The following is a 23,024-nucleotide window of genomic DNA, read 5'->3' as shown; positions in this document are numbered from 1 at the left end:
AATTTTCTTTATGAAAAATATGTTTCAAGGCAAAAATATAAATTATTTCAGTATCTGCCCCATTAAAGCACTGTAGCAAATCTCATAAATCATAAATCCCATATTCTCTTTATTAATAAAATTAATATAAATGTTTGCAACCTTTTGAACCCCCAACAATCTTCTAATAAAAGCAAGTTCATTGTACTCTGACCGATAATTATGGCTAACAATATCATCTAATCTATTATTCTCTATTAGAAGATAAGAATTTTTGATATTAATCATCCTGTTCAGTTCCTTAAAGAATCTCTCATCATGTTCTTTGATATTACCTGCCAATTCATCAACGGAATTCTTTCTTTCAATACACAATTCATCTGTAAAATATGTATCTTTTGCAAATCCTAATTCTGGGCAAGATTCTATCATAAATGAATAGTCTCCTGTCTTTAGAGCTTTTGCTTTGTGTTTAATACATCTTTTATCATAATAGTCTAAAATATGTTGGTTCTTCTGCTCATTGGTAGTATGAAGGATAACGAGGTAAGAAACCAGTTCCTTCAATTGCTTGTCAGTATAATAATATTTCAATCTCCCACCTCGTTTTCAATATCATTTTTTATAATAAATCTGCTCAACCAGTATTCAAATTTATCAGGTATCTCTTTATAAATCTTTTTTCCGGTGTCTGGATTTATTTCACCTGTTGGCTCTTTTTTGTTCTTTTTCTCCAAACAGGTTATATATAAAATATCACCTAATTCGAAGTGACTCCTAGTATACTGACTCGACCACATTTTTACTTCTCTAGCTTTACCACTATAGATTTCAAATAATTTTACATTTGTAATTGACTTCTTGACCTCTAATTCAGAGACATAATATAATCTCTTATCGGCTTTCTCTTCGTAACTAGATACAATTCCCAATACCTCTCTTTCATTATCCAGACGTTCTTTTATAGTCAATTCTTGATACTTGATGTTCTGAATTAGTTCATTTAACAAACCGACTGAATTAATCTTATTGAATTGTTTCTCTGTTTCATTTCCGTATTTTTTCAAGATATCAAATGAGAGATTGTTTTTCTCAGCCTTTGACTTTGATATGGTCTTGGCTTCAAAGACTAAATCATAATATTTTGTTATCCACAAAAGAGTATTAACATCACCGTATTTTTTGAAATAATTGATTCTAATCAATTTATCAATAACAGTTTTGTTTATTGAATTTGAAAACAGAGTTACCAAAACATCAGTAAAATTGTCATATTCTTTTTGTCCTAATTCAAAAAGTGTTTCAGATACTCCCTCTCCAAACCCTTTAATACTAGATAGATTAGGATAAATCAATCCAAATTCCTCATCAATCGTAACTTTTCTATTGTCTGCTCCAAATTCGTAATCTCCTAGTTTATACCCATAAAACTTTATAGCCTCTTTCACGAGTGCATCAATTTTGTTCTTCTTATTTTTTTCTTGATAGTGGTTAATGGAGACCTCATAAAACTCTTTTGTATGATGCGCTTTAAACCACGCTTGATATGCGCTATCTCCTCCCATACTGTAAGCATGAGGTGAGTTGAAAGCGTATCTAGCTGAATCCTCAATAACATTCCACACATTATTAAAACTATTAGTGTTATGGAATTCTTCTTTCCATGATGTAGTCAGTTCATCTAATAAGCGTTGTTTCTTTTCTCCCTTCAATTTTTTCTTTGAAATGGACTTGATTACACCATATGTTTCTCCCATTTCTAATTTCAGGAATGATAAAACTTTCATAATTGATTCTTGATATATCATAAAATGAGCAGTATCTGACAGTAAGTCATCAATTTTTGATTCTCCTGTTGTATACTGATCCCTATTCAAAAATGTGCTCAATAGAGATGCAAATCCAGGGCGTATAGCGGCTATAAAACTACTCAATTCTCGTAAATTTTGTGGTTTATATTTCTTAACTCTATTAGTAGTAGCTTCTTTTTCACATTGATTCACACAACAAGTAATACCCTTTTCGTATATTTTCCATGTGAGTTTATCTCCGTCTATCATTTTTCTAAGTTCATCAAATGTTGGAACTTTCATACCAATACTGCCAAAAAACTTATATGTAAGATAAACACTATCAACAATAAGAAAATCTTCTTTTACATATCCAAATTCATCAAGGTATCCACCTTCAATAGCAGCACAAAGAGTTCTTTGACCAGTTGTTTCAGAAACAGCACTGATGAGTCCAATTTCTCTACGAACATCTCCATTAAAAATTATGTGTCCACAGGCATGACATTTTAAATTGATTGTAATCCCCTGATATTCGTTACTTTGTTTATATAATTCCAGATAATCATCGGGGATATAGTCTTCAACCAAAATCAAATCTTTTTCTTCGTCATCAGCATATTTTAATGCTTTATTGTATTCATCTAGGTACTTTGAGATTTGATTTGCATCATCAGGGCTAACATCATTTGCACCAGCGTATAATTGCCATGCAGCCTTTTCTTTTAGTTTTTCTATAGCCATTAATGGATAGCAGCCATGTTCTCCCAATAATTTCTTTGTCGCTTTTACAAACGGTTCTTGAGTAGCTACGTTTAAATCAATATCAGGCATCATACCCGCAACCACACGTTCTTTTGTTAAAAACCTTTCTGGATAAATAGGGATATCGGCATTGAATCTATCAACGGTTGTAAGTCCTAATAATTTATTTGTAATAAATGAAGCTGCACTACCACGAGAAGTTGTTGTTAATATACCTCCCTCATTGTTCACTGCATCATCAACAATAGCCTTGCTTGTTAGGAAATAATCTACAACACCAGAATCCATAACTTCCTTGGCTTCGTACCTTACTCCATCTGCCTTTTTTTTTGACTTTTCCTTTTCTTTTGCATAAGCGATATTTAGTTCATGTTTGTATATCTTGCACTTTTCTTCATATGTCTTACCTTGATAGACAGTGGGAATTTTGAATGATTTATCAAGAATAATCTCTCTGCACTCTGTTACAAACACATTAGTGTTCATAATAGATCTATAAATATCTTCTTCGGATAAGATACCCTGTTCTTTAAATCTCTGGATTACCGTCTTAGTATCCGGCCAATCCATGTACCATCCTTCTTCGTCTGGATAATTTACTCCCTTATATTTAAGAATCTGATCACGTTTTATTGATGACTTATCGTTTAAAAAGTGACTATCCATGCCAGCTATAATCTGGATATTGTTATCCTTGGCAATTCTAAGAATCTTCTGGTTAAGTTTCTTTTGTTTATCTGTATTATGTGGTTGAACTTCGAGATAAAAATTATCGCCAAAATAGTTGTGAATTTTAATCCAAATATCTTCAGCATCTTCGTAATTCCAACCTGCAATACACGCAGAGGTAACAATTACATTATCCTTTGGAATATCAAATAATAATTCCAAGTCAATTCTTGGTTTATAGTAATATCCGTCCTCATTTGCTCTTGATAAGGCAAAATTAATATCGCCCCTACCATCTGCGTTCTTGGCGACAATAACCATGTGACAATTTTTTCTATCTTTTTCATGCCGGTTCTTCACCCAATAGGCTTCTGTTGAGTGAATATATTTCAATTTTTCATTTTCGGAAGTTTTATAGACTAAGAATTGATTTCCCTGGGAACCATGATCTCCTGAAAACAGACACTTCGACCCATATTCATGAGTCAGTTTTGCATAATTCTCAATAGATTCTGCACAATCAGGAGTACTTGTATTACTAAAATCTTTGTGGCAATGATAGTTTTCAAGATATAAATTTTCTACATAATCCTCGACTAAATATGGAAATTTGAAATTCAGCGTTGGAATAATTGTTTTGATTAATTCTAAAGTCCCTATTCTATGCCACCACCTTTACTTCATCACATATTATTTTTAAGGAAAACGTTCTTCCTAACCAACCAGAATCCAATTTGCCAATTACAGTTATTGGTTCTTCTAATATCGCATTATCCTCCATATCATCAAAAGAACCATTCCAATTCCATTTGATAAGTTGTAAATAATCTGTTGGTTTTAACACAAGATGTTTCCCTTGAGACATACTACCCACCTCATATTCCGTAATATCAGATACTTTTACTGTTATTGGTTTAAAACCTGTTCCAGATATTTTATCTATAGTCTTAATTTTGTCAATTAAATCTCTTGTTATATCAGATATATCTAACTCAATATCCACAGTTCTTGCCATCTTAATTTCAATGTTTTCTAAAGACTCTTCAAGTTTGGAAATAAAATCTCCATATTTCTTTGCCTTTACCTGTATCCCAAATGCCAACTCATGTCCATTTGCTTCAGCAACACCAGTTTCATTACAAAGTTTTCTAAAATCATCGATACCAATCGCTCTTGCAGATCCCGCATAATATTTTTCTCCATCTATCTCTATCTCTTTTAAAATCAACAAAGGTCTTTGATATCTTTCAAGTAGTTTGTTCCCAATCAGTCCAGAGATTCCATTTTCACTATTTATAAAAATAGATATGACTTTTTTATCTAATTGTCCATCTGCTTGAACAATAATGTTATCCATTAATTTTTCAACTTCTTCATTTTGTTCTTCTTTGCATTTCTTTAATTCTTTTATATACTTAAGAACCTCCTTATTGTCGTCTGCTAAAAATGCATTCATGGCCGTCACATTTCTATTCATACGGTTTGCTGCATTTATCAGTGGAGCAATACTGAAGGAGATAGCTGTACTATTAAAAGGAAAACTCCCCACAATTTTTTTTATTGCGGGATTTATCATTCGATCTAAACCAATCTCAATTATGTATCTATTCTCCATGCTGTTTTCAGAAACGTCCATCATATCTGCCACAAGCCCACAGGCCGCCAGATCAACATAGTCATCTGCATAATCTTCCATAAAATATTGGTCAAGGTATTTACAAAACTTCCACACAACACCTGCGCCCGACAGATTGAGATTATCATAATTTCTCTGTGAGCTAACTAATGTGATATATTCATCATATGGTACATCTTGATCGATGGCATGATGGTCTAAGACCACAACTTCTTTACCCCTTGATACTAATTCTCTATATTGAGTTATATCTTTATCCAGACTATCCACAATAATCACAATATCGCAATCATTGAATCTATCAATATCTTGTCCAATCAATCCATGGGATTTCCCCTCATTAATAAATGGAGACACAGCTTTTGTAAAATTCATTAAATATCTGGTCATTATTGCACCTGAAGTTGCTCCATCAGTATCTGTATCCCATAAAATGCCAAAGTGAAAGCCACAATCAATTCCGTTTTCAACAATTTTTCTCGCCATATCAACATTTTCTAAGGAATCTAAAGGTAACAAATCACCTTCATTTGGATTCAAAAAATGCTCTACATCTTTAATTCCTCTATCAGAAATAATTGTATTTATTATTTCATTCTCACACATTCCCCGACAATCAGAAATTACATTATAAGTTGTCTTCGCTTTCATCATCTCCAATCAATAAAATTTCTGTATTTATAATTCTCTCTAATTCGGTTTTCCCTAAATCAGAGGGAGATATCTTCCCTTCATATCCATAGTCAAAGTAATTCCAATACCCTAATTCAATTTCCGAAAATCTTGAATATGATTTTACCAATAAGATATTTCTCATAATATTTTCTAAGTCAAATCCAACATCATGCATAAAAATTACTTTACTTGGATTTAGTTCATATATCATCTGCACTTGTTTTGAACTAATAGAACCACTCCCTAGTGCGACACAGTTCCTTATTCCATATGAATGACATTGCATCACTGATTTCTCAGACTCAAATATAAACACTGTATTTTCCACTAAATAGTTATAGTTCTGTGAATACCCATATAATGTTTGAGACATTGCACATGGAATCAAATAGTAATATTTCTGCTCACCATCTGAAACCTCAAAATTCACCCTGGTCTTTATACCTATGAGTTGCCCTATTTGATCGTATATTGGTATTACAATTCCTTGTGACTCAACATCATATCTAATATTAAAAAACTGTTGAGTGTTTATTGATATGCTATCTTCAAGGAATCTTAAATTGCCGTATTTTGCATAATTGTCTAAGATGGATTCATTATATGTATTGACTTTGTATGTGCTTTTTTTTCTAATGCGTTCATAAAACCCACCAAAAATTCCCTTTTTACTAAAATATTCACAGTAGTCAGATATACACAATATCCCTTTTAGTCCATGCAGCACTTCTGAAAATTCAATTTTTCTTTGTTCGCTAATATAACTAAATAAGTCTTTTTGAATATTCCTTGCATAATCAGTCACATACAGATACTGGTTATTTTCCAGTTTAACAACTAGAGACTTTTTTGATGAATATTCATCTCTACCAAACTGTAAATATTTTGTTCTAACTATCACATTACAATAACCAAAATGTTTTAAGACTTCCTTGAGTTTTTCAGGGTGATTAATTAACTCCTTTTTAATTTCTGATAACATATCTCACCACTCTACTTCTTATTATTGTATATATCCGTGTTTAGGATAGCATTGTGCTACCTCTCTAAAGATACAGTGATCTCCTGAAAACTTTAACAAATATGCTATCCCATTATCTGATGAATTTGCCCCACTTCTAGTTTTATCTGGAAATACCATTCTCCAAACAGCATTCCTATCACACACATATTCTTCTTGAATCCATTTATCATTTACCTTTTTCAATTTGAAAGGCTTACAATAATATTTTTTATTATCAGGATCTAGTTCTTCATCATATACATTACGCATAAGATATAATCCTTCTAAAACTTCTTTTATCTGTTTGCTATTCGATAAAACAGAACTGTCAAGAAATAACTTTCCTATTGTATTAATAGCAAGCTGTAGAGAGGCCAATCCAATTACATTATACTTTTTACATAATGAATCCAACTCACGGCTATCTTTTATCAGAGATAAATCTTGCCTGGTGCTACCAGCAGAGTCAAAATCCAGTTTGAATGTGTCATATAATATTGTGTCGTATCCATATCTAAGGATATTTTCCCTAGCTTTCTTCTTTACTGTTGACATATTTGCATCGGCCAATGAAATGAATTTAACTCTTCCTTTGTAATTCTTCCTCCAATAATCCTGAACTGAGGACAACTGTTTTCTGTCCTCTGCATTCAAGTCTCCGCTCATTAATTTTTTCTTTGTTAATTTAAAGTATCTGTTTCTCTTGCCAAGCAACCAAACCATGAATTTAATTTTGAATTTCTTAACATTTTCTTCGTTAGATATTATCAGCACTTTCCTATCTCTATAAAGGAGTGCCATTATAACTGTTACCCACCAAGTAGATTTACCTGTGCTACTATATCCTCCCATCATGGTAAGAGTCCCTTCTAATAAACCATTTACTTGCCTTGATAGAAACTGAAAGCAATTCATTTCTTCTCCATTTATGTCATACCCAGCAATATCAAAAGGAACACCATTTTCTAATCCTTCTTGGCAATTATTAATAAATTCATCATCAAAATCAATTTCTTCTTCCTCAATAATCTTGCTTGAATATCCAGTTCCATAAGAACTAATTCTTGCTTCATACCAATCGGTTACAGATTCAGCGTCCATTTTACGGAACATACTAAGAGGTGATATTTCTTTTCCATTAACGTCAATCTTTTTTAAAAGATTAAAGCCGTCCTCATGCATGTGTAAAATAATGTTTTCTCGATATAGGATATCTATATATGTATCAAAATTTTTCTCATTGATGATATCAATTTGATGCTGAATGGAATCCCATCCGCCACAAGACTCATATCTTTCAATTACATCTTCATTCATATTTGACAGAATTGTAACCTCGTCAAGGGAATAAAAGCCTTTTCCTCTTAGCTGATTAAGTAATGAAAAATAGAATAACCCATCACTTGTAATAAAATCTTTCTGTTCTAGTGTGATTTCATCTAGTAAAAGCATATCTTTGAACAAGCAACTAACTACGTTTCCCTCTACCTTTACTCTTCCTTTTAATAACTGTAGTGGGTATTTATCTGTGACTCCTGTAAGAAATTCGCCTATATCTGCTCACCAACTTCCTCCTCGTATTCAGACAATGATTTTTTCCTTTTCTTTCTACTAAATTGATTATTAGAGACATCAGGTATATCCAACCTATTGATTTCCACTTTTGATTCGCCATCATATTGAAAATCAGTTAAGCTGTTCTTTAAGATTGCTGTAAAATATCTAATTTGAGCATATTCACTTATAAAAGTTTTCTTTATAACACTTGTTAGATAATTTTCATTATCTATGAGATATGCCAATATTTTTTCATATGTATAAACATCTGCAAGCTCAACAATTTCTTTGTATAAAATTGTATTAGTTACTTTTCTATCAAAAATCTCATAAATCAGATTATATGTCCTATCCTTTATATCTTTCTTTTTTCTCCATTCAGTATATTCATTTTTGTTGCAGTAGTAATGATTTTTCCCATCAACTACTACTTTATATGCTTCATTTCTATCTGCCTTGCTTCCACATATTTTGCATTTGACAAGCATCTTCCCACCACCTTAATAGTATTGGGTGGCTTGCAAGACCACCCAATCTGATTATTTTATAAACATAGCTATTTCAATTTGTCATAAATTTCTTTCAAAGCACTATCGTCACAATCATTTAATTTACCAAAAGAGTTGATAATTGTTTTTACTTCTGCTTTCAAGTCCTTGTCCTTGCACTCCTTGAACATGACTCTGATGGTTTCCTCTAGGTTATCCGGATAATCGGAAGTATTAGTTTCTTCTTCAAATGGTGGTGTTGTATCAATATCATCTGCCGATTCTTCTAGTGGATCTGGTTTCTTTTCTTCCTTCTTGGATTTTGTTGATGTCTTTGGCTTATCAAATGTTGTCTTAGATTTTTCCATTCCCTCTTCTACAACTTTAATGAATTCCGAACCCATATCAGGTTTATCAAATATCATATACTCTGGTACGGCCCCATCCGCAAATCGTCCACCAGCATCAATCAAAGTAGTCCCTCTGAAATACAATTTACGAACAGTATCAGTTGTATATTTCTTAGTCTTGTCTCCTACTTTCTTTTCTTCTAAATCTCTATCAATTACACCAGTGAGAACCACATCAAAAATATCACCAAATGCGGCTTCGTAATCAGCACTCATATTAGAGGATAACTGCATGTAGCCATCTTCCTCAAGTCCACCCTTTTCCTTGATTGTCTTAAATTTCGTATGTGCAATAGCCCACACCCCAAATCCAGCTTCTTGCAACTTTGTCATATATGGCTTAACCAAATCATTAGCTGAATATTTTTCTCCTGCTGTGTATCCACCAAATGCGGCTTTTACAGACTTACATTTCTTATTCGGGTTTTCAATGTTGCTCTGCCTGATTGTCTCAGTATCTGTAATCAGTGTAAGTTCATCTCCAGTATCAAAAGCGATAATTTCAATATTATGCTCTTTCCCCTTTTCTTTGATTAACCAATCTGAAAGTTCAATCATATCCTTATATGTTTTGACCTGAGTAACATTTAAGTTATCAAGCATTTTATATCCAACTTCGTTCCCACAACCAACCAAAAGTCCTCTTGAAGCATCTCCATATTTTGCAAGAATTACATCTCTGAAAAGTGTTGTCTTTCCAAATTTCTTAGTTGACCTTAGATAGATTGATAAATTTTTAATATCTGGTTTAATTACATTAATCTGTGGTTTCTGCATTTAATAAAAATCTCCTTTTATGTTAATACTTTGTTTGAATTTTGAGGAATTATCCTATATTTTACAGATCGTCGTCATTATCTGCTATGTCTTCGTCCTCAAACAAATCTTCTGTACCTTCCGATAATTCTTCTTCGATTGGTCTGATTACCATATCATCATCGGTGTATACTGTTTCATTCCTTCCCTTAGTAAAACCTCGTGCAATTTTCAAGAACTGATATTCCTGAATTCTATCTCCATACACACTTCCGCCAAGCTCTGAACGAATATCGTCAAGAGTAATGAGACCACAATCTAAATCCTCTTTCTGTTCGTCTGTCAGCATATCATCTGTGATTTCAACCTTCTGAGCACCATTGAGCATCTTTACTTCAACACCAAGTTCTTTATATGTATCATCTTCTACAGTGAATTTTCGCTTAATGCCCTCAACGAATTTCTTATCCTTTTCACTTGAGTCTTTCGCTGCCACCGGAATTGTAATTGTTATAGGAACAGGAATATTGGATTTACGATTATTATCATATTCCATCATATATCCATTCACATAATACTTACCCTTTTCTTCAACGCTCATAGAATCAAGACTCTCGGCATTATAAATTATTTTGATAGTTGCAGTTGAGGACTCTTCAGCATCTTCCGCTGCGAGATAGATTCGCTGTGGAACATAACTTTCATATACTTGCTGCTTTTTATCTGAATACTGATAATTACTATTTCCTCTAATGAAAAACTTGCTGTCTTTATACTTTCCACTTTCAATAACCTTCTTGATAAATTCAGCAAAATCCCATTCAGAAATAAATTCATGATGCTTCTTCTTACTCTTTTCAAGAGCTTCTACTACCTCTGATTCATTCTCTAACCCAACCTCTTTCAACTCATCATCAGTAAGACTTGTACCCTCTTTGATTTTTTCGGCAGCTTTTTCTAGTTTATACCGTCTTCCCGGCTTTTCTAAATCAAATATAAACTTTTTAAACTCAGCAACTTCCGCCAGTTTTTTTGATGTGAGTCTATCTTTAAATGGAATTTTTAAAGATTCACCTTTTACTTTATTACCACTACCATCAATAGAACCTTTGCTGAAAGTATAAATGTCTCCATGTCCATCTGCAAAACTGCCGGCATCTACCGTGAGCAAATGTCTGTTATCACCACAAACTACATTAAACATAATCTTTCTTTTAACCCATCCTGAATCATATGTTGTTTCTAAATATGGTTTAAATTTTTCTGTTTCTTTACTGAGTCCAATCTTGCCTGTCATTTCAAAATTCATTAAATAAACTACCTCCGTTAATTAAAAATTTTTGTATGTTAAATATGTAAAACATAAAAACATCTATTACATCAACGCATGTCTCCAAGCGATACATAGGGAAATCACTCTATATAAATAATCCATCTATGTCAAAACAGCTATTTATGGACAAACTCTCCCAAGGGTGAGCTATTTCAGCACCCGTACAGATATTCTCTGTTCAGTTTTTAATTGTTATAATGAATTTGTGAATTACACTATATGTATTATTTTATCAGTCGCCAAACTGATTTGTTTCTTTACTTAGTTTTCTCCTATGAAACAGGAGTTTCTTACGCTTTTTTATCTATATATGGTGTTTCTCATATATCAAACGCTCTACATATTGTATACGGAATGCTATTTTTCAGCTTTTTCTTTCTTTAATGCTTCGGCATATGCAAATAGTCTATTGTACTGTTCTACATTATCAAAATGCCGCTGCTTCTTCTTCATTGTGTTTCTTGGAGTATTGTCAGAAAGAACATTTCCGTCATCATCTTTAACAACAAATTTCTTTTCTCTAAAGTCACTCCAAGCATTAGCGAAATTTCTTTTGATGCTTACCTTTTCTTTTGTTAAACTTCCTTTAACTACGCTTCTTTCTAATTTTCTCAATGTACTCAAATATGTATTCTCCTTTTTTAATTACTTAATCTATAATTTTTCTATCACACTTAATAACCCTGATAGAAGCTATCATATTTAATAGTTCGTTCACTGATTCAACCCCAATAAATAACTTTTCGCCAGTCTCATCATAAAATGCTACTTCTCTACCATCTTCCCCATCTCTGAAATCATGTGATCCGTCTCTAAACCACTCATCAAACATATCTTCAATACTTTCATGTGATTGTCAATAAAAAAGTCCCAAAAATAGCGGAGAAAATTCCCCACTTTATTTACCCGGGAAAAAGCACCGCTATGGATGCTTTTTCCAGTTTTTTACTGTCTTTTTACACCATGGGTAATACGCCATGCCATAATTCATAATCAGGAATTGCGATATCATTCTTCATAAGCAATAATTCCAGCTCTTTATTACGCTGTTTGAGCAGTTCAGCTTTTCTTTGCTCATCATCAAGCATATCTCTCAGTATATCCGCCGCTTCTATCGCTTCGTTTCGTGTCAGCCTGTTTTCTTTCATCTCATAAATCCCCGCTTTCTTCGGTCTCTTCCATTTCGCTCAAACCTTCCTTTGTTCCATTTCCTGAACTCTCTTTTTTCGGTCTGCCCCGCCGTTTCACAGCGCTGATCCGTTCCCGTTCTTTCATCCGGTAGCTTTCACCTTCTATAGTTATAAAGCTGCAGTGGTGCACAAAACGGTCAAGAATGGCCGTTGCCAGTACCGGGTCAAAAAGAATGCTCCCCCATTCATCAAACTGCTTATTGGAAGTAATGATGGTAGAGGCTGTCTCGTATCTTTTGGAAATCACTTCATAAAGATCGTCCACATTTGTCTGGCCCAGCTTCTTGAGCCCAAACTCATCAATTACCAGCAGATCCGGTGAAATGTATTTCTTCAGTTTCTGGCGGAAAGAGTTGTCCGCACGGGATATGTATAAATCCTCCATCATTTCCGAAAGCGTGGTGAACAGCACCGTGTACCCCTGTTCAATCGCTTTTATGCCAAGTGCGATGGAGAGATGAGTCTTACCGGTTCCGGGAAGTCCGATAAAAGCTATATTTTCTTTTTTCCGGATAAACTCGCAGGTCCCAAGGGCATAGATGACCTGACGGTTCAGGCAGGGCTGCCATGAAAAGTTGAATTCTTCCATTGTTTTATGCTGGGGCATGCGCGAACGCTTCATCCGATCGTTACGTCTGTTTCTTGAGCGGTTAAGATTTTCATCATTTATGAGCAGTTCAAGAAATTCGATATAGGACATCTGTTCCTTTGCTGCCTGTTGGGCCCGCATATCCGCTGTTTGGAGAATTCCGGCAAGATGGAGCTTTTTTATCTTTTCCTGTAAGGAATCATTCATGGGAGATCACCCCCAGTCCTGTCATTTGACGGTAATCCGACAGTTTCCTGATTTTGCTTCTTCCTTCCATGGACAGTTCCTGTTCATCCTCCAGTGGAAGATGGTACAGACCGCTTTCACAGATCTTTTTTACTGCCCGGTAGGTAATGTTTCCATAATGGCATGCCCTTTGGCAGGCCTTGTCTACGGCATCCTCCCCATATTTTTTTCGGAGTGCCAGGATACCGGAAATGCTCCGGTAATGATGGCACTGGTACATCTCCGTATCCTTAAATGCTTCCAGAAATGCCAGCGCGCCTGTCCCCACCTGTGCCATTTTTTCGCGATAGCTTGACAAAAGCTCCTCCTGTGTTATTGTTTTGGTAGATGGGTAATGACTCTTATCCGTCACATGTTCGCCCTTTGCATTCCCGCACAGACTGTGGAGGGCGATCTCTTTTCCGGCATGGTAGATTTTCAATAAATGATTCACTTCGATGACATCCACTTCCATTCCGATATAAGTGTAAGGCACGGAATAATAATTGCCGTCATGAACGATATGGCAGTCTGTCCTTACGGTGGCGGCCCCGGATTTTGAAAAGAGAAAGTCCTGCGCAGGAAGCGGCTTTAAATATGCTTTTTCTGTCTCAAGATATACGGTTTCCGGTTTTCGGCTTGTAGTCCCGTGTATCCGACGGTTTGCCGTTTCTTTCAGCCATGACAGGAGAAACCGCTTTGCTTCTTCGATTTCTTTAAAATCCCGTCCCTTAAAGCAGTTTTCTTTTACGTATCTCACGTTCGATTCTACTTTCCCTTTATCGGTTGGTGTGTATACCCGGCACGGATTGGGAAGGAAGCCATAGTGCCCGGCAAAAGCGGCATAGGTGCGCTGCACGGTCGGCTCATAAAAGTCTGCCTCAACGATAGCAGCCTTTAAGTTGTCGATCTTTACGGTCTGGGGAACTCCGCCAAAGTACCGGAATGCCTCTGTGTGGCACCGGATGAAGGTCTGCACGCTCTGATCCAGAGTAACAGCAACGTACATGTAGCGGGAGTAGCTCAAAGACATGACAAAGATCCATGCTTTGCGCGGTGTTCCATTTACTCTCAAGGTTCCGATATAACCGAAATCTACCTGTGCCTCTTCGCCCGGCAGGGAATGCAGCACCATGTAGGCGTGAGGCTGGGATTTCCTTATTTTTTTCACATAATCGCGCAGGGTGGTATAACCGCAGGCAACGCCGAACTCTTTTTGCAGATCCTGGTGGATGCGGGTAATGGACAATTCCTTGGATAACTGGATTTCTATGTATTCCTTGTATTCATCCAGCATGGACGGCCAGGTTCCCTCCTGTGTTTCCTGTGGCAGCTCCTTTCCCTGCGTTTCTTCTCTGAGCACTTTGCGTACTGTTTTTCTGTCAATGCTAAGCATCTTCCCAATCTGGGTTTTGTTGTATCCTTTCTGATACAGAGTCATGATTGTAGTTTTCATGTCTACCTCCAGCATAATAAAATTTTCCTCCTTATGGGGAGAGTCCTTTGTTACGCTTTCAGTATAACTTGGTCTTTACGTTAGGCATAACAAGGTGGGGAATTTTCTCCGCCAAAAGTGGGTATTTTTATTATGCCATTCACACTTTCAACATGGTCAAAGAAAGAGGATGACCAATGACCTTCTGTTTCATATGGTACTGTTATATATCTTACAAATCCATCACTAGCAACCAATACAATTTCATATTCCACTGAATAGTGTACATTGCTTGCGCGGTCAACAGCATTATCTATTACAGTAGGTTTCATAGAACAGTGGCCTTTTACCGCATATGGAATAAAGTAATCTGTTGCATGTTCCATTTTATTGTCTCTGCGAATTGAGACACTCTTTTCAAGCAGACTCATATCGTTGCGTAGCTTATCAAAAATTTCCGTGTTATTACCTTCTCTATCTTTTTTAAATGCAGATTTTACTTCTCCACTTTGATAAATCCTACCAACCCACGTAGCATATCTATGTCCCTCCCATATCTCACCATCTTTTATAGACACACTAGCAATGTTTGGTTCTAGCCCGGTATACTCTGGTACTTTTTCAAAAGATACCATTTCAATATCTTGTCCCAATTATGTATTCTCCTTTACTCTCTTATTCTCCAAATGAAAGAAACATTTAGTCCGATTTTACTAATCCATATCATAAGAAGTCGCAGCCACCTGTTCTATTTGTATATTGGGAACCTCACCAGGACTCCATTCAATGCCAAACGACGATGTTAAATTATTTGTAAGCTCTTTACCATTGCGAATAACCATCGGTATTTTTCCGTCCTCACTAAAAATAAATAACCCGTGTTCATATTTATTACAAAGTGCTTTTGTCAATTGTTCGATGGTTTTTTGTTGTGAGTCAATGACACCATTAATTTGTTTTGTTAGGTATTCGTTTTCTTTTTTCATATATCCAACTTTGTCATATACGCCTTTTACAAATTCACCATAATGACCCGTAACGTTACTGTTGATTGTATCTAGTTTCTCATATAACTTTGTAAACATTTATTTATTCTCCTTTTCTATACTAATCTCAAAAGACCTTCATGTCTCCAAGCAAGACTAACTAATCCTTATAATTTCTCATAAGACAAATCAGGTTGTTTTGAAATCTTATACAGTGACCTAATATGTTGTTTATATGCATTCAATTGTTCATAGCTGCATATTTCAACAAAGAAATCATCATCGTCCATACAATATAATGAAATTACACCATATGAATATTTATTTAATAAATCATCTAATTCTGTTTCTTCGGTAATTAATAAATCTCTTTTCTCTTCGAGATCCCATATTCTTTTATAGGTATTAACATCTTTTTCTGTTAATATAAGTGACGAATTTCCACATTCCTCACAACAGAAGTCATATTTCTTTTCTGCCACCCCTATAGACACTAATAAGTTCAAGTCCTCTACAGATAATTCAAACTTATCTACATTGTCTTCATAAATGTAATATCTCACACTATCCCTGGCTGACTTATCTAATCTTAACTTCTCTTCATCGGAAATATCCAATAAATCAATTTCAGGATAGTATGTAGGCTTTGACATTTCTGGATATCTTTTCAGCTTTTTACTAGCCAAAATCGTGTCAAAAGAACTTTGCTTTACATCGTTCAGTTTATATTTAATTTCACGATAGAGATTATTGGCTACATCATAATCTAATTTCTCTATTTCTGCATCGGTTATTTCGTTTGCCGCTATTTCGATTTTTTCATTGATAGTTTCCAATTCTTTTTCAAGTATTTTCTTATCACCTAAATAAATTAATACCTTTTCGACATTACTCAATCTTGTAATCCTTTCTCCACACATTTATAATGAAACTTCAAAATAACCATCCCCTCCTTCTAACTCCTTATGGTTACCGTCCAACACAATCTCACACTTAAGTTTGTACACGCAAGCAAAACCGAATCCAACCGGAACATCTTCCTTTTTAACCAATAGCCGAACGTCCTTCTTATCTACATCATAACTATTTGCTATTTTTTGCATAATATCGGATGCATTTAGTTCTATTAATTCCCTCAATTTTTCACCTCCCCTATATCCTCCAAACGAAATCGAAGTTTTAATAGATTAAAATGGTGTAGTTTCGACATGTGACATTTTTACATAGCCTTTTAATACTGGCTGCTCATTTTCTATCTCATGAAGAATAACCATTACCATACCGTTATCTACATTAACTTCATAACCATCATAAATTTCAGTATCAATTAACATATGTATATTAATATCATTTTCAAACCCTAAATCTATTATTTCTGCTCGTCCAGTTACGTTCAAAAATGTTTGCCTTGTCTTATTGATAAATTCTATTTCATATGTAATATTCTCTTTTGGAATTCCCCATGCTTCAAAAAGCATCACCTTGTCATTATTTAATTCTTTTGTAATTACTGGTCTATCGTAATCATTACCAATCCACATACATTCGTACTCCTTTTCATATTTACTAAGTATATTTAGCATATTATCATTAAAATTATTTATATATTTATTCAGTATTTCTTTTTGCCATTGACTAAGTTCATTAACATTACTCCATTTACTACTTACATATATCAGTTGATTGTTATTATATTTTTTCGATTTGTCTAAATCACCATATCCAATATCGACATAATAAATCCTCGTTGATGGGTTATCATTTTTATCAAATAATCCGTCATTATTTTTCAATGGCATGATTTGAGGAGTTATAACACAATCGATAACATCAATATCCGTTTCATTATCAACGATTGCTCCATTAAACCTACACCCTCTTGAATTTTCATTTGCTGGAACAATACTTATTTTATTACCATTATCAAAAATGACTTCAGAGCTACACTGATCTTTTCTTAACCTAATTAAATGGTTTGGCACTGGAATAATATTTGATAAAACATCCATAACTATTTTTCTTCGTTCTTGATTTGTAACATAGATTCCACATTTATAATTTCTCTGTTCTTTACAGAATTTTATCTGTTTTTCTAGTGCTTTAATTAAATCTATTTTTATTACCTCCTAACAATAAAATAATTTAAAAATCTTACTATGAATGACGTGTTTCATTTCATTTCCAAACAATATTCTTATCCTCTAATAGAGCAACTGTTTTATAAGCTTCGTCAGCTAGTTCATTTTTAGGTTTGTTATCATAACTTAAATCAGTAGCTATATCAAATAATCTTTGTTTTGCATATTCCAATTTTTTGATGAGAACCATTTTCTCCAATAGAACATTTATGGTGTCCATTAAAATTCCTTTCTCTTGTAATGATTTATTATTGTATTAAAAGATTCAATTATTTTTATTTGATCTTCTGTTAAAATAATTTCCACACATACTTCTTCATCTTTATCCATGCTCCAACCACGCTTCGTATAATTACACAATACTCTATCTACTTTCCATTTAAACTTCACGTCATATAAATATTGATAGTCTTTTATAATTTTTGCTTTGAATATATCAAGTTCATTTTCAATTAATTCTTTTTCATTGATATATAAACCAGTTCCTATCTTCAACTAAACACTTCCTTTCCTCATTTGCCACCAAAAGAAACCCACCTTTCATCAGTTTACTTATACTTCCTTTTCATAACTTTGGACACAGCTTTCCTTTGCCAATATGAAAGCTTTAATCCAAGAAACTCCTCTAAAAAGGTCGCTGGGTTATTCGTTAACCTATATTTAAAATTCCTGTATTTACTATCATATCCAGCGTTAATACCATCTTTATTCTGATAGTCATCTCTCATTACAACATTGTCTTCTCTAACTATTTTCACTTTAGAATATTTACATGTCATGCAGTCCGTCGGCGTACACAGCCCTAAAGGATCAGCGCTAATGCAGGTTTCATCTGTAGGAGTGGTTATTGTAACCTTATATTCTATTGTTGGTTTATCTTCCATTACCCTTTCCCTCCCACATTTCATATACTTCTTCCTGATCCAAGCTTTTGCAAATATCACATGTATGTGGTGGTGGATATTCTACGTTGTTCTTGCAAGTAGAGCAATCTTTAATCTCATTATTTATATTTGTTTCATATAAGTGATTAAGCTTACTAATATATCCTCTCGGAATATATATTTCTCCATTCCAACTCAAAGAAATCATAAAATCAATATAATAGCCGTTTCCGTCATCATCAATAGACACTAAGTATCCGCTATCTTCAAATATCTTTGCAAGATTCATACATTCTTTTAATAACTCTTCTTTAATAAAATTAATACCTTTTTTCAGATTTATAGTGTAATAGGTACTTCCTTTATTAGCTTCTTCTTCAATTCTTTTTATTACGTGTTCTTCCACACCATCCATAATATCTAATACTAAATCCGGTATTTTGCTTTTAGTTATCCTCATTAATTCTTCCGCTGTTTTCATAATGTTTTCTCCTCACTCAGCGTCTAATACAATACGTCCGTTGTAATCCTCATATATAAAGACATTATCAATTCTAAATTCTATAGCGTTATTAGTAGATCCAACATCAATTAATATTTTCTGTTCTGGATTATCTTGTTTTAATCTATCGAATGTTCTTATAAAATCTTCTCTATCCATTTATTTATTCTCCAAATAAAATCAACATTTAGTCAGTTTGTTCGCATAACTTGAACATATGTTTTGGCATAATATCTATTTCATGTTCTCCAACATATATAATTTCAAAACTTTTACTATTACCACACATATCAATTACCGTAGCTTTCTGCCCCTTCTTATAAAAATAAGTATCTTCAATTAGTTCTATAATATCTCCGTTTTTCATCCTATCACCTCTTTTACAAAAAATTAAAAGTCACATTCTATTTACACTCTACCTGTTTATTTTTACTGATACTTTGAACTTGCAATTTATTATTGTTCGCCTTATAATAAGTCTATATCTTTTAAATTTGTATAAGAAAGGGGAACTATTATGTCATCAATAGCCAAAGTTATTATCGTACTTGAGTCAAGGGAGGATACTCCTGGGGCTGATCAATTGGTTTCAGTTGATACCTACGATAAAGATGATAATTTAATTGAATCCGACCAATCTGATTGTGGAAATTATTTTCATAGTGAACAAGAAGCTATAACATTTTATTCTAAAAATTTAGGATTGGATAAATCTGTATTTACTGTTGAGTTTCAATAGCGAATCTTACAATAAACCCTATTATTAATGGGGTTTATTTTATTTTCCGCATAAAGTTATTACCTTTCCGTCATCCCATCTAGGATTTTTACTATTGTACATACAAAAATCTTTTTTAATATCATAATAATAACAGCCCGTGCATTTTTGACGTTTTACTATACATGCTGTAAGTCCGTTTGTGCTATCTAATAATTCAAACATAAACTTATTAAGTATTTTAGAACCGTTCTTTCTGTCGCGTAAAATTCCTCTAATAAATTTAAATAACATTCTGTATTTTCCTTTCAAATTTTGAACCTATGTTATATGTATTTTAGTTTATCTGACCACTAATAAAAATAAATCAGGTTGAAAGATTTGCTTCCTATGATGCCTAATCACTTACATCCAGTATCTTTATGTTGGTTACACCCCAAGCTGTACCATCAAGCAATTCTTTAATCATCTCTACCATTTTGTCATCTGAAATAACTTCATTGTCATCTAACCAAAAGTCCAAAGATATTGTATACGTCATAATATTTTTCTCCAATTCATCCACATAAAACGATGGTTTCAGTTCTTAATCTTCCATCTCCATTAATACATCACACTTTACACATTTGACCTCCACATCAGGCTTTGCCTTTATATCTAATCCGCAATGAGGACAAACGTACTTAAATGTTTTCTTCTCCCTGGTTTTACTTGCTTTTAATTCTACAGAACGAAAATAATCAAAGACTTCGCTTTTGGGATTAATTTTTTCAGCGATGTATTCCTTAAATGAGTTACTAAGCTCTGTAAATCCCCACCCATACTTTTTACTCTTCTCACATATCAGTCCAACACTTTCGGCCAATACCTTAAACTTTTTATTATGTATTTGTCCATTACAGTCTTTTATTTCAGATAGCTTGTTCGCATAATGAACCATTTCATGCTGCACAGTTCCTATAATCTCCTCTACCGAACGATTAAGATTGATTGGGTTTATATTAATTTCATACTTGGAAAGCTCTTCATTACTTTCTTCGTTCTTATTCTTCCATACCTTACCCAAAGTAAAATGTCCAAGGTTATTCGGTCTAGTCTTTTGTATGGTGATAACCGGATCAGGTAGCTTACTCTCAAAATAATCCCTATTTAAAATCTCAAAATACCTATATAACTCATCTATTGCCAATCCAATAATATTCAATAATTCTCCTTTCACTTGGTATAAAACCAAGATTTCCTATCTATTAACATTTTTGATTCTTTGCCCTATATTCCATAACTTTACTCTGCAAATATGACGGCTGCACAGGGTACTCTAATCCGAAATTATCTACTACATCTTTATCATATCCAAGCAGTCGAATAAACCTTAATGCATCATCATAATCAAAATATTCTAACTCTTCTTGTATATCGAAACGTCCATATCTTATAAGGGCAGAATCTATCCTATCTTTATAATTGGTTGTAGCTATGTAAATGGTATTGTCTGTTGAATATACGCCGTCTAGTAATTGGAATAAACTATTTTGATTTGTAGCAGAATCCTTTGGTTGAATTGATTTTAAATCCGAATTGTTAGTGGACTGAGATTCTACTTCTTCTTCCCTGCTCTTAAAACATAAATCAAAATCTTCAATTAAAACAATTATTGTACCGTCGTATTTTTTTCGAGTTCTTAATATTCCGTTAACTGAACACATTACATTACTGGGATCTATAGTTAATATAGGAGCGTTGTCAAACATATTACTAATGGCTTTTACAATGGTAGACTTCCCGGTTCCTGGTTTTCCATATAGAAATACTCCAATTTTATGCACTAATTGATGTTCTTCATACCAATCTTTACTATTAATCCAATTGGATAATCCTTTTGTTATTCTTTCTTTTACGCTTCTGTTAAGTACAATGTTATCGAAACAGTGCGGAATTACATCACAAGACATCTCGTTCTCATTAAGGTAAAGAACCCTTATGTGTTTTTCATCTGTCATCTTTAAGGCGTTTGTTAAAAATTCTTCTCTGTATTTATACTTCTCTTTACCGAAGAACGATATTCTTAATCTATGTTCTGGATATGAGGTCTTTTCGTTTTTGTCTCTGTAAGTCTCAACTTTCAGATAATTGTTGTTTTTCAACTTTATAAAATAGGAGATATTTTCGCTTAATTCATAAAACTCTTTATTTGTAGTGGGAGTCCTGTGTTTTACGTAAGTTTTAGGTTCTATTCTATAAAGAAGTTTGTTGACATTATTATATGAATTATCCCACTCACCAATTTGAATGGTTGATGTTTTCATACTTTTCACTATCTGAAATATTCCTGTAATTGCACTTATCCCAAGAGATACCGCAGTTCCGGTTACTACTTGTTTAATAATTCCATCGTTTTTGTTCATTCGTAATTGGATTCTTACCACCTCTTTCCTAACAAAACTCGACTTTCCTCTTAGTTTTTATTCAACCGTAATTGTTTTGACTCCAACTATCTTATAAAAATGTGGTTCATTACCGGTTTCTTTTAACCACTGATTCACACATTCAGTAAGTCGATTCGATAGCTGATCAATTAACTCCTTTTTATAATCAATCCAACTCTCAGCGGCATCTCCACATTCTTCATAGGCGTTCTCTTCTAAGTTTTCAAGAATTGTTTCAGCATCTACACTTACCACATATGGCTCTACTATTCCAACAGCAATTGTATCATCTGCGCCTATGCCATAATTTTCTTTTGCGTCCGCAATACAATCCTCTATGCTATCAAAAGTATCATGCTGCCATAGTTCATCATTTTCACTATATGACCATGTATATTCTTTCTCCAAATCAACCTCCATTTATCTTGAAATATCGTTTTCTTCCGCTTTATAGTAACTCAGGAATCGCATTTAAATACTTTTCCTTTAATTTATCCGTAAGTGTTTCTTTCAACATCAGATGATCTTTCATATCAGCAAGCTTTACCCAATAGGCTTCCGGGTGTGTGACATAGTGTTCTTTAATATTTTTAAGATAATCTTCATAACTTACTTCTTTATTTCTGGTAAGTAGTTGTAAACACTCCTCTAAATATGACCCAAGAACATAGTCGTTTGCTTCGTAACTTGTATCTTCTAGTAGATCATGCATAATAGCCAAAACTATACAATTATCTTGTTTGCTAGCTGGTATCAAGTTATTTTCTGTAACATAAGCCGCTACTCGTATAGCGTGATATAAAGTATTTTCGTCATAATATTGTCTTCCCTTTTGTATTGCATACCCAATTAAATTCATAAATATCGTCT

The 23,024-nt window shown here is 33.7% G+C and carries 31 protein-coding genes; 1 reads left to right on the top strand and 30 read right to left on the bottom strand.

The window, feature by feature from the left end:
* Positions 1-42: 42 nt before the first annotated feature.
* The 24 genes from V6984_RS09465 to V6984_RS09350 form a co-directional block, all read right to left on the bottom strand.
* Positions 43-573 (bottom strand): ERCC4 domain-containing protein, encoded by a 531-nt coding sequence (locus V6984_RS09465; protein WP_342759537.1) that lies wholly within the window; start codon positions 571-573, stop codon positions 43-45.
* Positions 570-3,710: a PHP domain-containing protein gene (locus V6984_RS09460; RefSeq protein WP_342759974.1), complete on the bottom strand. Its 3,141-nt coding sequence runs from the start codon at positions 3,708-3,710 to the stop codon at positions 570-572. The genes V6984_RS09465 and V6984_RS09460 overlap by 4 nt, the downstream gene beginning before the upstream one ends.
* Positions 3,711-3,864: 154 nt before the next feature.
* Positions 3,865-5,493 (bottom strand): DHH family phosphoesterase, encoded by a 1,629-nt coding sequence (locus V6984_RS09455; RefSeq protein ID WP_342759973.1) that lies wholly within the window; start codon positions 5,491-5,493, stop codon positions 3,865-3,867.
* Entirely contained in the window at positions 5,468-6,496 is a 1,029-nt protein-coding gene (locus tag V6984_RS09450; RefSeq protein ID WP_342759536.1) for a hypothetical protein, read from the bottom strand. The genes V6984_RS09455 and V6984_RS09450 overlap by 26 nt, the downstream gene beginning before the upstream one ends.
* Positions 6,497-6,517: 21 nt before the next feature.
* On the bottom strand, positions 6,518-7,969 hold the full coding sequence (locus V6984_RS09445) for a DnaB-like helicase C-terminal domain-containing protein (protein ID WP_342759535.1): 1,452 nt from the start codon (positions 7,967-7,969) through the stop codon (positions 6,518-6,520).
* A 98-nt stretch (positions 7,970-8,067) separates the two neighbouring features.
* On the bottom strand, positions 8,068-8,562 hold the full coding sequence (locus tag V6984_RS09440) for a hypothetical protein (protein ID WP_342759534.1): 495 nt from the start codon (positions 8,560-8,562) through the stop codon (positions 8,068-8,070).
* Between the two features lie 68 nt (positions 8,563-8,630).
* The gene (locus tag V6984_RS09435) at positions 8,631-9,749 is read right to left on the bottom strand and encodes an AAA family ATPase (RefSeq protein ID WP_342759533.1); all 1,119 of its coding nucleotides are present in this window, start codon (positions 9,747-9,749) and stop codon (positions 8,631-8,633) included.
* Between the two features lie 61 nt (positions 9,750-9,810).
* A complete protein-coding gene (locus V6984_RS09430; protein WP_342759532.1) occupies positions 9,811-11,037 on the bottom strand; it encodes a hypothetical protein in 1,227 nt (408 codons plus the stop codon).
* A gap of 381 nt (positions 11,038-11,418) precedes the next feature.
* Positions 11,419-11,685, bottom strand: coding sequence for a hypothetical protein (locus V6984_RS09425; protein WP_342759531.1), 267 nt, complete (start codon positions 11,683-11,685; stop codon positions 11,419-11,421).
* A gap of 25 nt (positions 11,686-11,710) precedes the next feature.
* On the bottom strand, positions 11,711-11,893 hold the full coding sequence (locus tag V6984_RS09420) for a hypothetical protein (RefSeq protein WP_342759530.1): 183 nt from the start codon (positions 11,891-11,893) through the stop codon (positions 11,711-11,713).
* 124 nt (positions 11,894-12,017) lie between these two features.
* Complete coding sequence (locus V6984_RS09415; protein ID WP_342755954.1) at positions 12,018-12,209, bottom strand: hypothetical protein; 192 nt, start codon at positions 12,207-12,209, stop codon at positions 12,018-12,020.
* A gap of 1 nt (position 12,210) precedes the next feature.
* A complete protein-coding gene (istB, locus tag V6984_RS09410; protein WP_342755953.1) occupies positions 12,211-13,047 on the bottom strand; it encodes an IS21-like element helper ATPase IstB in 837 nt (278 codons plus the stop codon).
* Positions 13,040-14,521: an IS21 family transposase gene (gene istA, locus V6984_RS09405; RefSeq protein ID WP_425324244.1), complete on the bottom strand. Its 1,482-nt coding sequence runs from the start codon at positions 14,519-14,521 to the stop codon at positions 13,040-13,042. The genes istB and istA overlap by 8 nt, the downstream gene beginning before the upstream one ends.
* 80 nt (positions 14,522-14,601) lie before the next feature.
* The gene (locus V6984_RS09400; protein ID WP_342759529.1) at positions 14,602-15,153 is read right to left on the bottom strand and encodes a hypothetical protein; all 552 of its coding nucleotides are present in this window, start codon (positions 15,151-15,153) and stop codon (positions 14,602-14,604) included.
* A 60-nt stretch (positions 15,154-15,213) separates the two neighbouring features.
* Positions 15,214-15,585: a hypothetical protein gene (locus tag V6984_RS09395; protein ID WP_342759528.1), complete on the bottom strand. Its 372-nt coding sequence runs from the start codon at positions 15,583-15,585 to the stop codon at positions 15,214-15,216.
* 68 nt (positions 15,586-15,653) lie between these two features.
* The gene (locus tag V6984_RS09390) at positions 15,654-16,406 is read right to left on the bottom strand and encodes a hypothetical protein (RefSeq protein WP_342759527.1); all 753 of its coding nucleotides are present in this window, start codon (positions 16,404-16,406) and stop codon (positions 15,654-15,656) included.
* Positions 16,407-16,625 carry a hypothetical protein gene (locus tag V6984_RS09385; RefSeq protein WP_342759526.1) on the bottom strand — a complete coding sequence of 73 codons (219 nt, stop codon included), beginning with the start codon at positions 16,623-16,625 and terminating at the stop codon, positions 16,407-16,409. It lies immediately after the preceding gene.
* Positions 16,626-16,673: 48 nt separating this feature from the next.
* Positions 16,674-17,495 (bottom strand): hypothetical protein, encoded by an 822-nt coding sequence (locus V6984_RS09380; protein WP_342759525.1) that lies wholly within the window; start codon positions 17,493-17,495, stop codon positions 16,674-16,676.
* A gap of 166 nt (positions 17,496-17,661) precedes the next feature.
* A complete protein-coding gene (locus tag V6984_RS09375; protein ID WP_342759524.1) occupies positions 17,662-17,844 on the bottom strand; it encodes a hypothetical protein in 183 nt (60 codons plus the stop codon).
* Entirely contained in the window at positions 17,844-18,119 is a 276-nt protein-coding gene (locus V6984_RS09370; protein ID WP_342759523.1) for a hypothetical protein, read from the bottom strand. The genes V6984_RS09375 and V6984_RS09370 overlap by 1 nt, the downstream gene beginning before the upstream one ends.
* Before the next feature lie 53 nt (positions 18,120-18,172).
* Positions 18,173-18,508 (bottom strand): hypothetical protein, encoded by a 336-nt coding sequence (locus tag V6984_RS09365; RefSeq protein ID WP_342759522.1) that lies wholly within the window; start codon positions 18,506-18,508, stop codon positions 18,173-18,175.
* A complete protein-coding gene (locus V6984_RS09360; RefSeq protein WP_342759521.1) occupies positions 18,498-18,989 on the bottom strand; it encodes a hypothetical protein in 492 nt (163 codons plus the stop codon). The genes V6984_RS09365 and V6984_RS09360 overlap by 11 nt, the downstream gene beginning before the upstream one ends.
* 12 nt (positions 18,990-19,001) lie before the next feature.
* Entirely contained in the window at positions 19,002-19,169 is a 168-nt protein-coding gene (locus V6984_RS09355) for a hypothetical protein (RefSeq protein WP_342759520.1), read from the bottom strand.
* A 28-nt stretch (positions 19,170-19,197) separates the two neighbouring features.
* Complete coding sequence (locus tag V6984_RS09350; RefSeq protein WP_342759519.1) at positions 19,198-19,377, bottom strand: hypothetical protein; 180 nt, start codon at positions 19,375-19,377, stop codon at positions 19,198-19,200.
* A gap of 150 nt (positions 19,378-19,527) precedes the next feature.
* Here V6984_RS09350 and V6984_RS09345 point away from each other — a divergent pair, with 150 nt between their 5' ends.
* A complete protein-coding gene (locus tag V6984_RS09345; protein WP_342759518.1) occupies positions 19,528-19,749 on the top strand; it encodes a hypothetical protein in 222 nt (73 codons plus the stop codon).
* A 39-nt stretch (positions 19,750-19,788) separates the two neighbouring features.
* On the opposite strand, the gene V6984_RS09340 is transcribed toward V6984_RS09345, so the two are convergent.
* The 6 genes from V6984_RS09340 to V6984_RS09315 all read right to left on the bottom strand — a co-directional run bounded on the left by V6984_RS09340 (position 19,789) and on the right by V6984_RS09315 (position 23,013).
* On the bottom strand, positions 19,789-20,022 hold the full coding sequence (locus V6984_RS09340; protein WP_342759517.1) for a hypothetical protein: 234 nt from the start codon (positions 20,020-20,022) through the stop codon (positions 19,789-19,791).
* Between the two features lie 103 nt (positions 20,023-20,125).
* Entirely contained in the window at positions 20,126-20,293 is a 168-nt protein-coding gene (locus V6984_RS09335; protein ID WP_342759516.1) for a hypothetical protein, read from the bottom strand.
* 21 nt (positions 20,294-20,314) lie between these two features.
* Positions 20,315-20,947, bottom strand: coding sequence for a SprT-like domain-containing protein (locus tag V6984_RS09330; protein WP_342759515.1), 633 nt, complete (start codon positions 20,945-20,947; stop codon positions 20,315-20,317).
* 28 nt (positions 20,948-20,975) lie between these two features.
* Entirely contained in the window at positions 20,976-22,133 is a 1,158-nt protein-coding gene (locus V6984_RS09325; RefSeq protein WP_342759514.1) for an AAA family ATPase, read from the bottom strand.
* A 57-nt stretch (positions 22,134-22,190) separates the two neighbouring features.
* Positions 22,191-22,562, bottom strand: a complete 372-nt coding sequence (locus tag V6984_RS09320) for a hypothetical protein (RefSeq protein WP_342759513.1) — start codon at positions 22,560-22,562, stop codon at positions 22,191-22,193.
* A gap of 40 nt (positions 22,563-22,602) precedes the next feature.
* Positions 22,603-23,013, bottom strand: a complete 411-nt coding sequence (locus V6984_RS09315; RefSeq protein ID WP_342759512.1) for a hypothetical protein — start codon at positions 23,011-23,013, stop codon at positions 22,603-22,605.
* Between the last annotated feature and the right edge of the window lie 11 nt (positions 23,014-23,024).

This window comes from Kineothrix sp. IPX-CK, assembly GCF_039134705.1.
Lineage (GTDB): Bacteria > Bacillota > Clostridia > Lachnospirales > Lachnospiraceae > Kineothrix > Kineothrix sedimenti.
This window is presented reverse-complemented; position numbering and strand designations above follow the sequence as displayed.

Excerpts from the sequence above, each read along its gene's own strand:
- V6984_RS09315 (WP_342759512.1), bottom strand. The coding sequence starts at position 23,013 with ATGAATTTAATTGGGTATGCAATACAAAAGGGAAGACAATATTATGAC.
- V6984_RS09455 (WP_342759973.1), bottom strand. The coding sequence starts at position 5,493 with ATGATGAAAGCGAAGACAACTTATAATGTAATTTCTGATTGTCGGGGA.
- V6984_RS09325 (WP_342759514.1), bottom strand. The coding sequence starts at position 22,133 with ATGAACAAAAACGATGGAATTATTAAACAAGTAGTAACCGGAACTGCG.
- V6984_RS09395 (WP_342759528.1), bottom strand. The coding sequence starts at position 15,585 with ATGTTTACAAAGTTATATGAGAAACTAGATACAATCAACAGTAACGTT.
- V6984_RS09440 (WP_342759534.1), bottom strand. The coding sequence starts at position 8,562 with ATGCTTGTCAAATGCAAAATATGTGGAAGCAAGGCAGATAGAAATGAA.
- V6984_RS09435 (WP_342759533.1), bottom strand. The coding sequence starts at position 9,749 with ATGCAGAAACCACAGATTAATGTAATTAAACCAGATATTAAAAATTTA.
- V6984_RS09445 (WP_342759535.1), bottom strand. The coding sequence starts at position 7,969 with ATGCTTTTACTAGATGAAATCACACTAGAACAGAAAGATTTTATTACA.
- V6984_RS09415 (WP_342755954.1), bottom strand. The coding sequence starts at position 12,209 with ATGAAAGAAAACAGGCTGACACGAAACGAAGCGATAGAAGCGGCGGAT.
- V6984_RS09345 (WP_342759518.1), top strand. The coding sequence starts at position 19,528 with ATGTCATCAATAGCCAAAGTTATTATCGTACTTGAGTCAAGGGAGGAT.
- V6984_RS09340 (WP_342759517.1), bottom strand. The coding sequence starts at position 20,022 with ATGTTATTTAAATTTATTAGAGGAATTTTACGCGACAGAAAGAACGGT.
- V6984_RS09375 (WP_342759524.1), bottom strand. The coding sequence starts at position 17,844 with ATGGACACCATAAATGTTCTATTGGAGAAAATGGTTCTCATCAAAAAA.
- V6984_RS09380 (WP_342759525.1), bottom strand. The coding sequence starts at position 17,495 with ATGGATGTTTTATCAAATATTATTCCAGTGCCAAACCATTTAATTAGG.
- V6984_RS09450 (WP_342759536.1), bottom strand. The coding sequence starts at position 6,496 with ATGTTATCAGAAATTAAAAAGGAGTTAATTAATCACCCTGAAAAACTC.
- istB (WP_342755953.1), bottom strand. The coding sequence starts at position 13,047 with ATGAATGATTCCTTACAGGAAAAGATAAAAAAGCTCCATCTTGCCGGA.
- V6984_RS09350 (WP_342759519.1), bottom strand. The coding sequence starts at position 19,377 with ATGAAAAACGGAGATATTATAGAACTAATTGAAGATACTTATTTTTAT.
- istA (WP_425324244.1), bottom strand. The coding sequence starts at position 14,521 with ATGAAAACTACAATCATGACTCTGTATCAGAAAGGATACAACAAAACC.
- V6984_RS09430 (WP_342759532.1), bottom strand. The coding sequence starts at position 11,037 with ATGAATTTTGAAATGACAGGCAAGATTGGACTCAGTAAAGAAACAGAA.
- V6984_RS09420 (WP_342759530.1), bottom strand. The coding sequence starts at position 11,893 with ATGTTTGATGAGTGGTTTAGAGACGGATCACATGATTTCAGAGATGGG.
- V6984_RS09360 (WP_342759521.1), bottom strand. The coding sequence starts at position 18,989 with ATGAAAACAGCGGAAGAATTAATGAGGATAACTAAAAGCAAAATACCG.
- V6984_RS09365 (WP_342759522.1), bottom strand. The coding sequence starts at position 18,508 with ATGGAAGATAAACCAACAATAGAATATAAGGTTACAATAACCACTCCT.
- V6984_RS09390 (WP_342759527.1), bottom strand. The coding sequence starts at position 16,406 with ATGTGTGGAGAAAGGATTACAAGATTGAGTAATGTCGAAAAGGTATTA.
- V6984_RS09355 (WP_342759520.1), bottom strand. The coding sequence starts at position 19,169 with ATGGATAGAGAAGATTTTATAAGAACATTCGATAGATTAAAACAAGAT.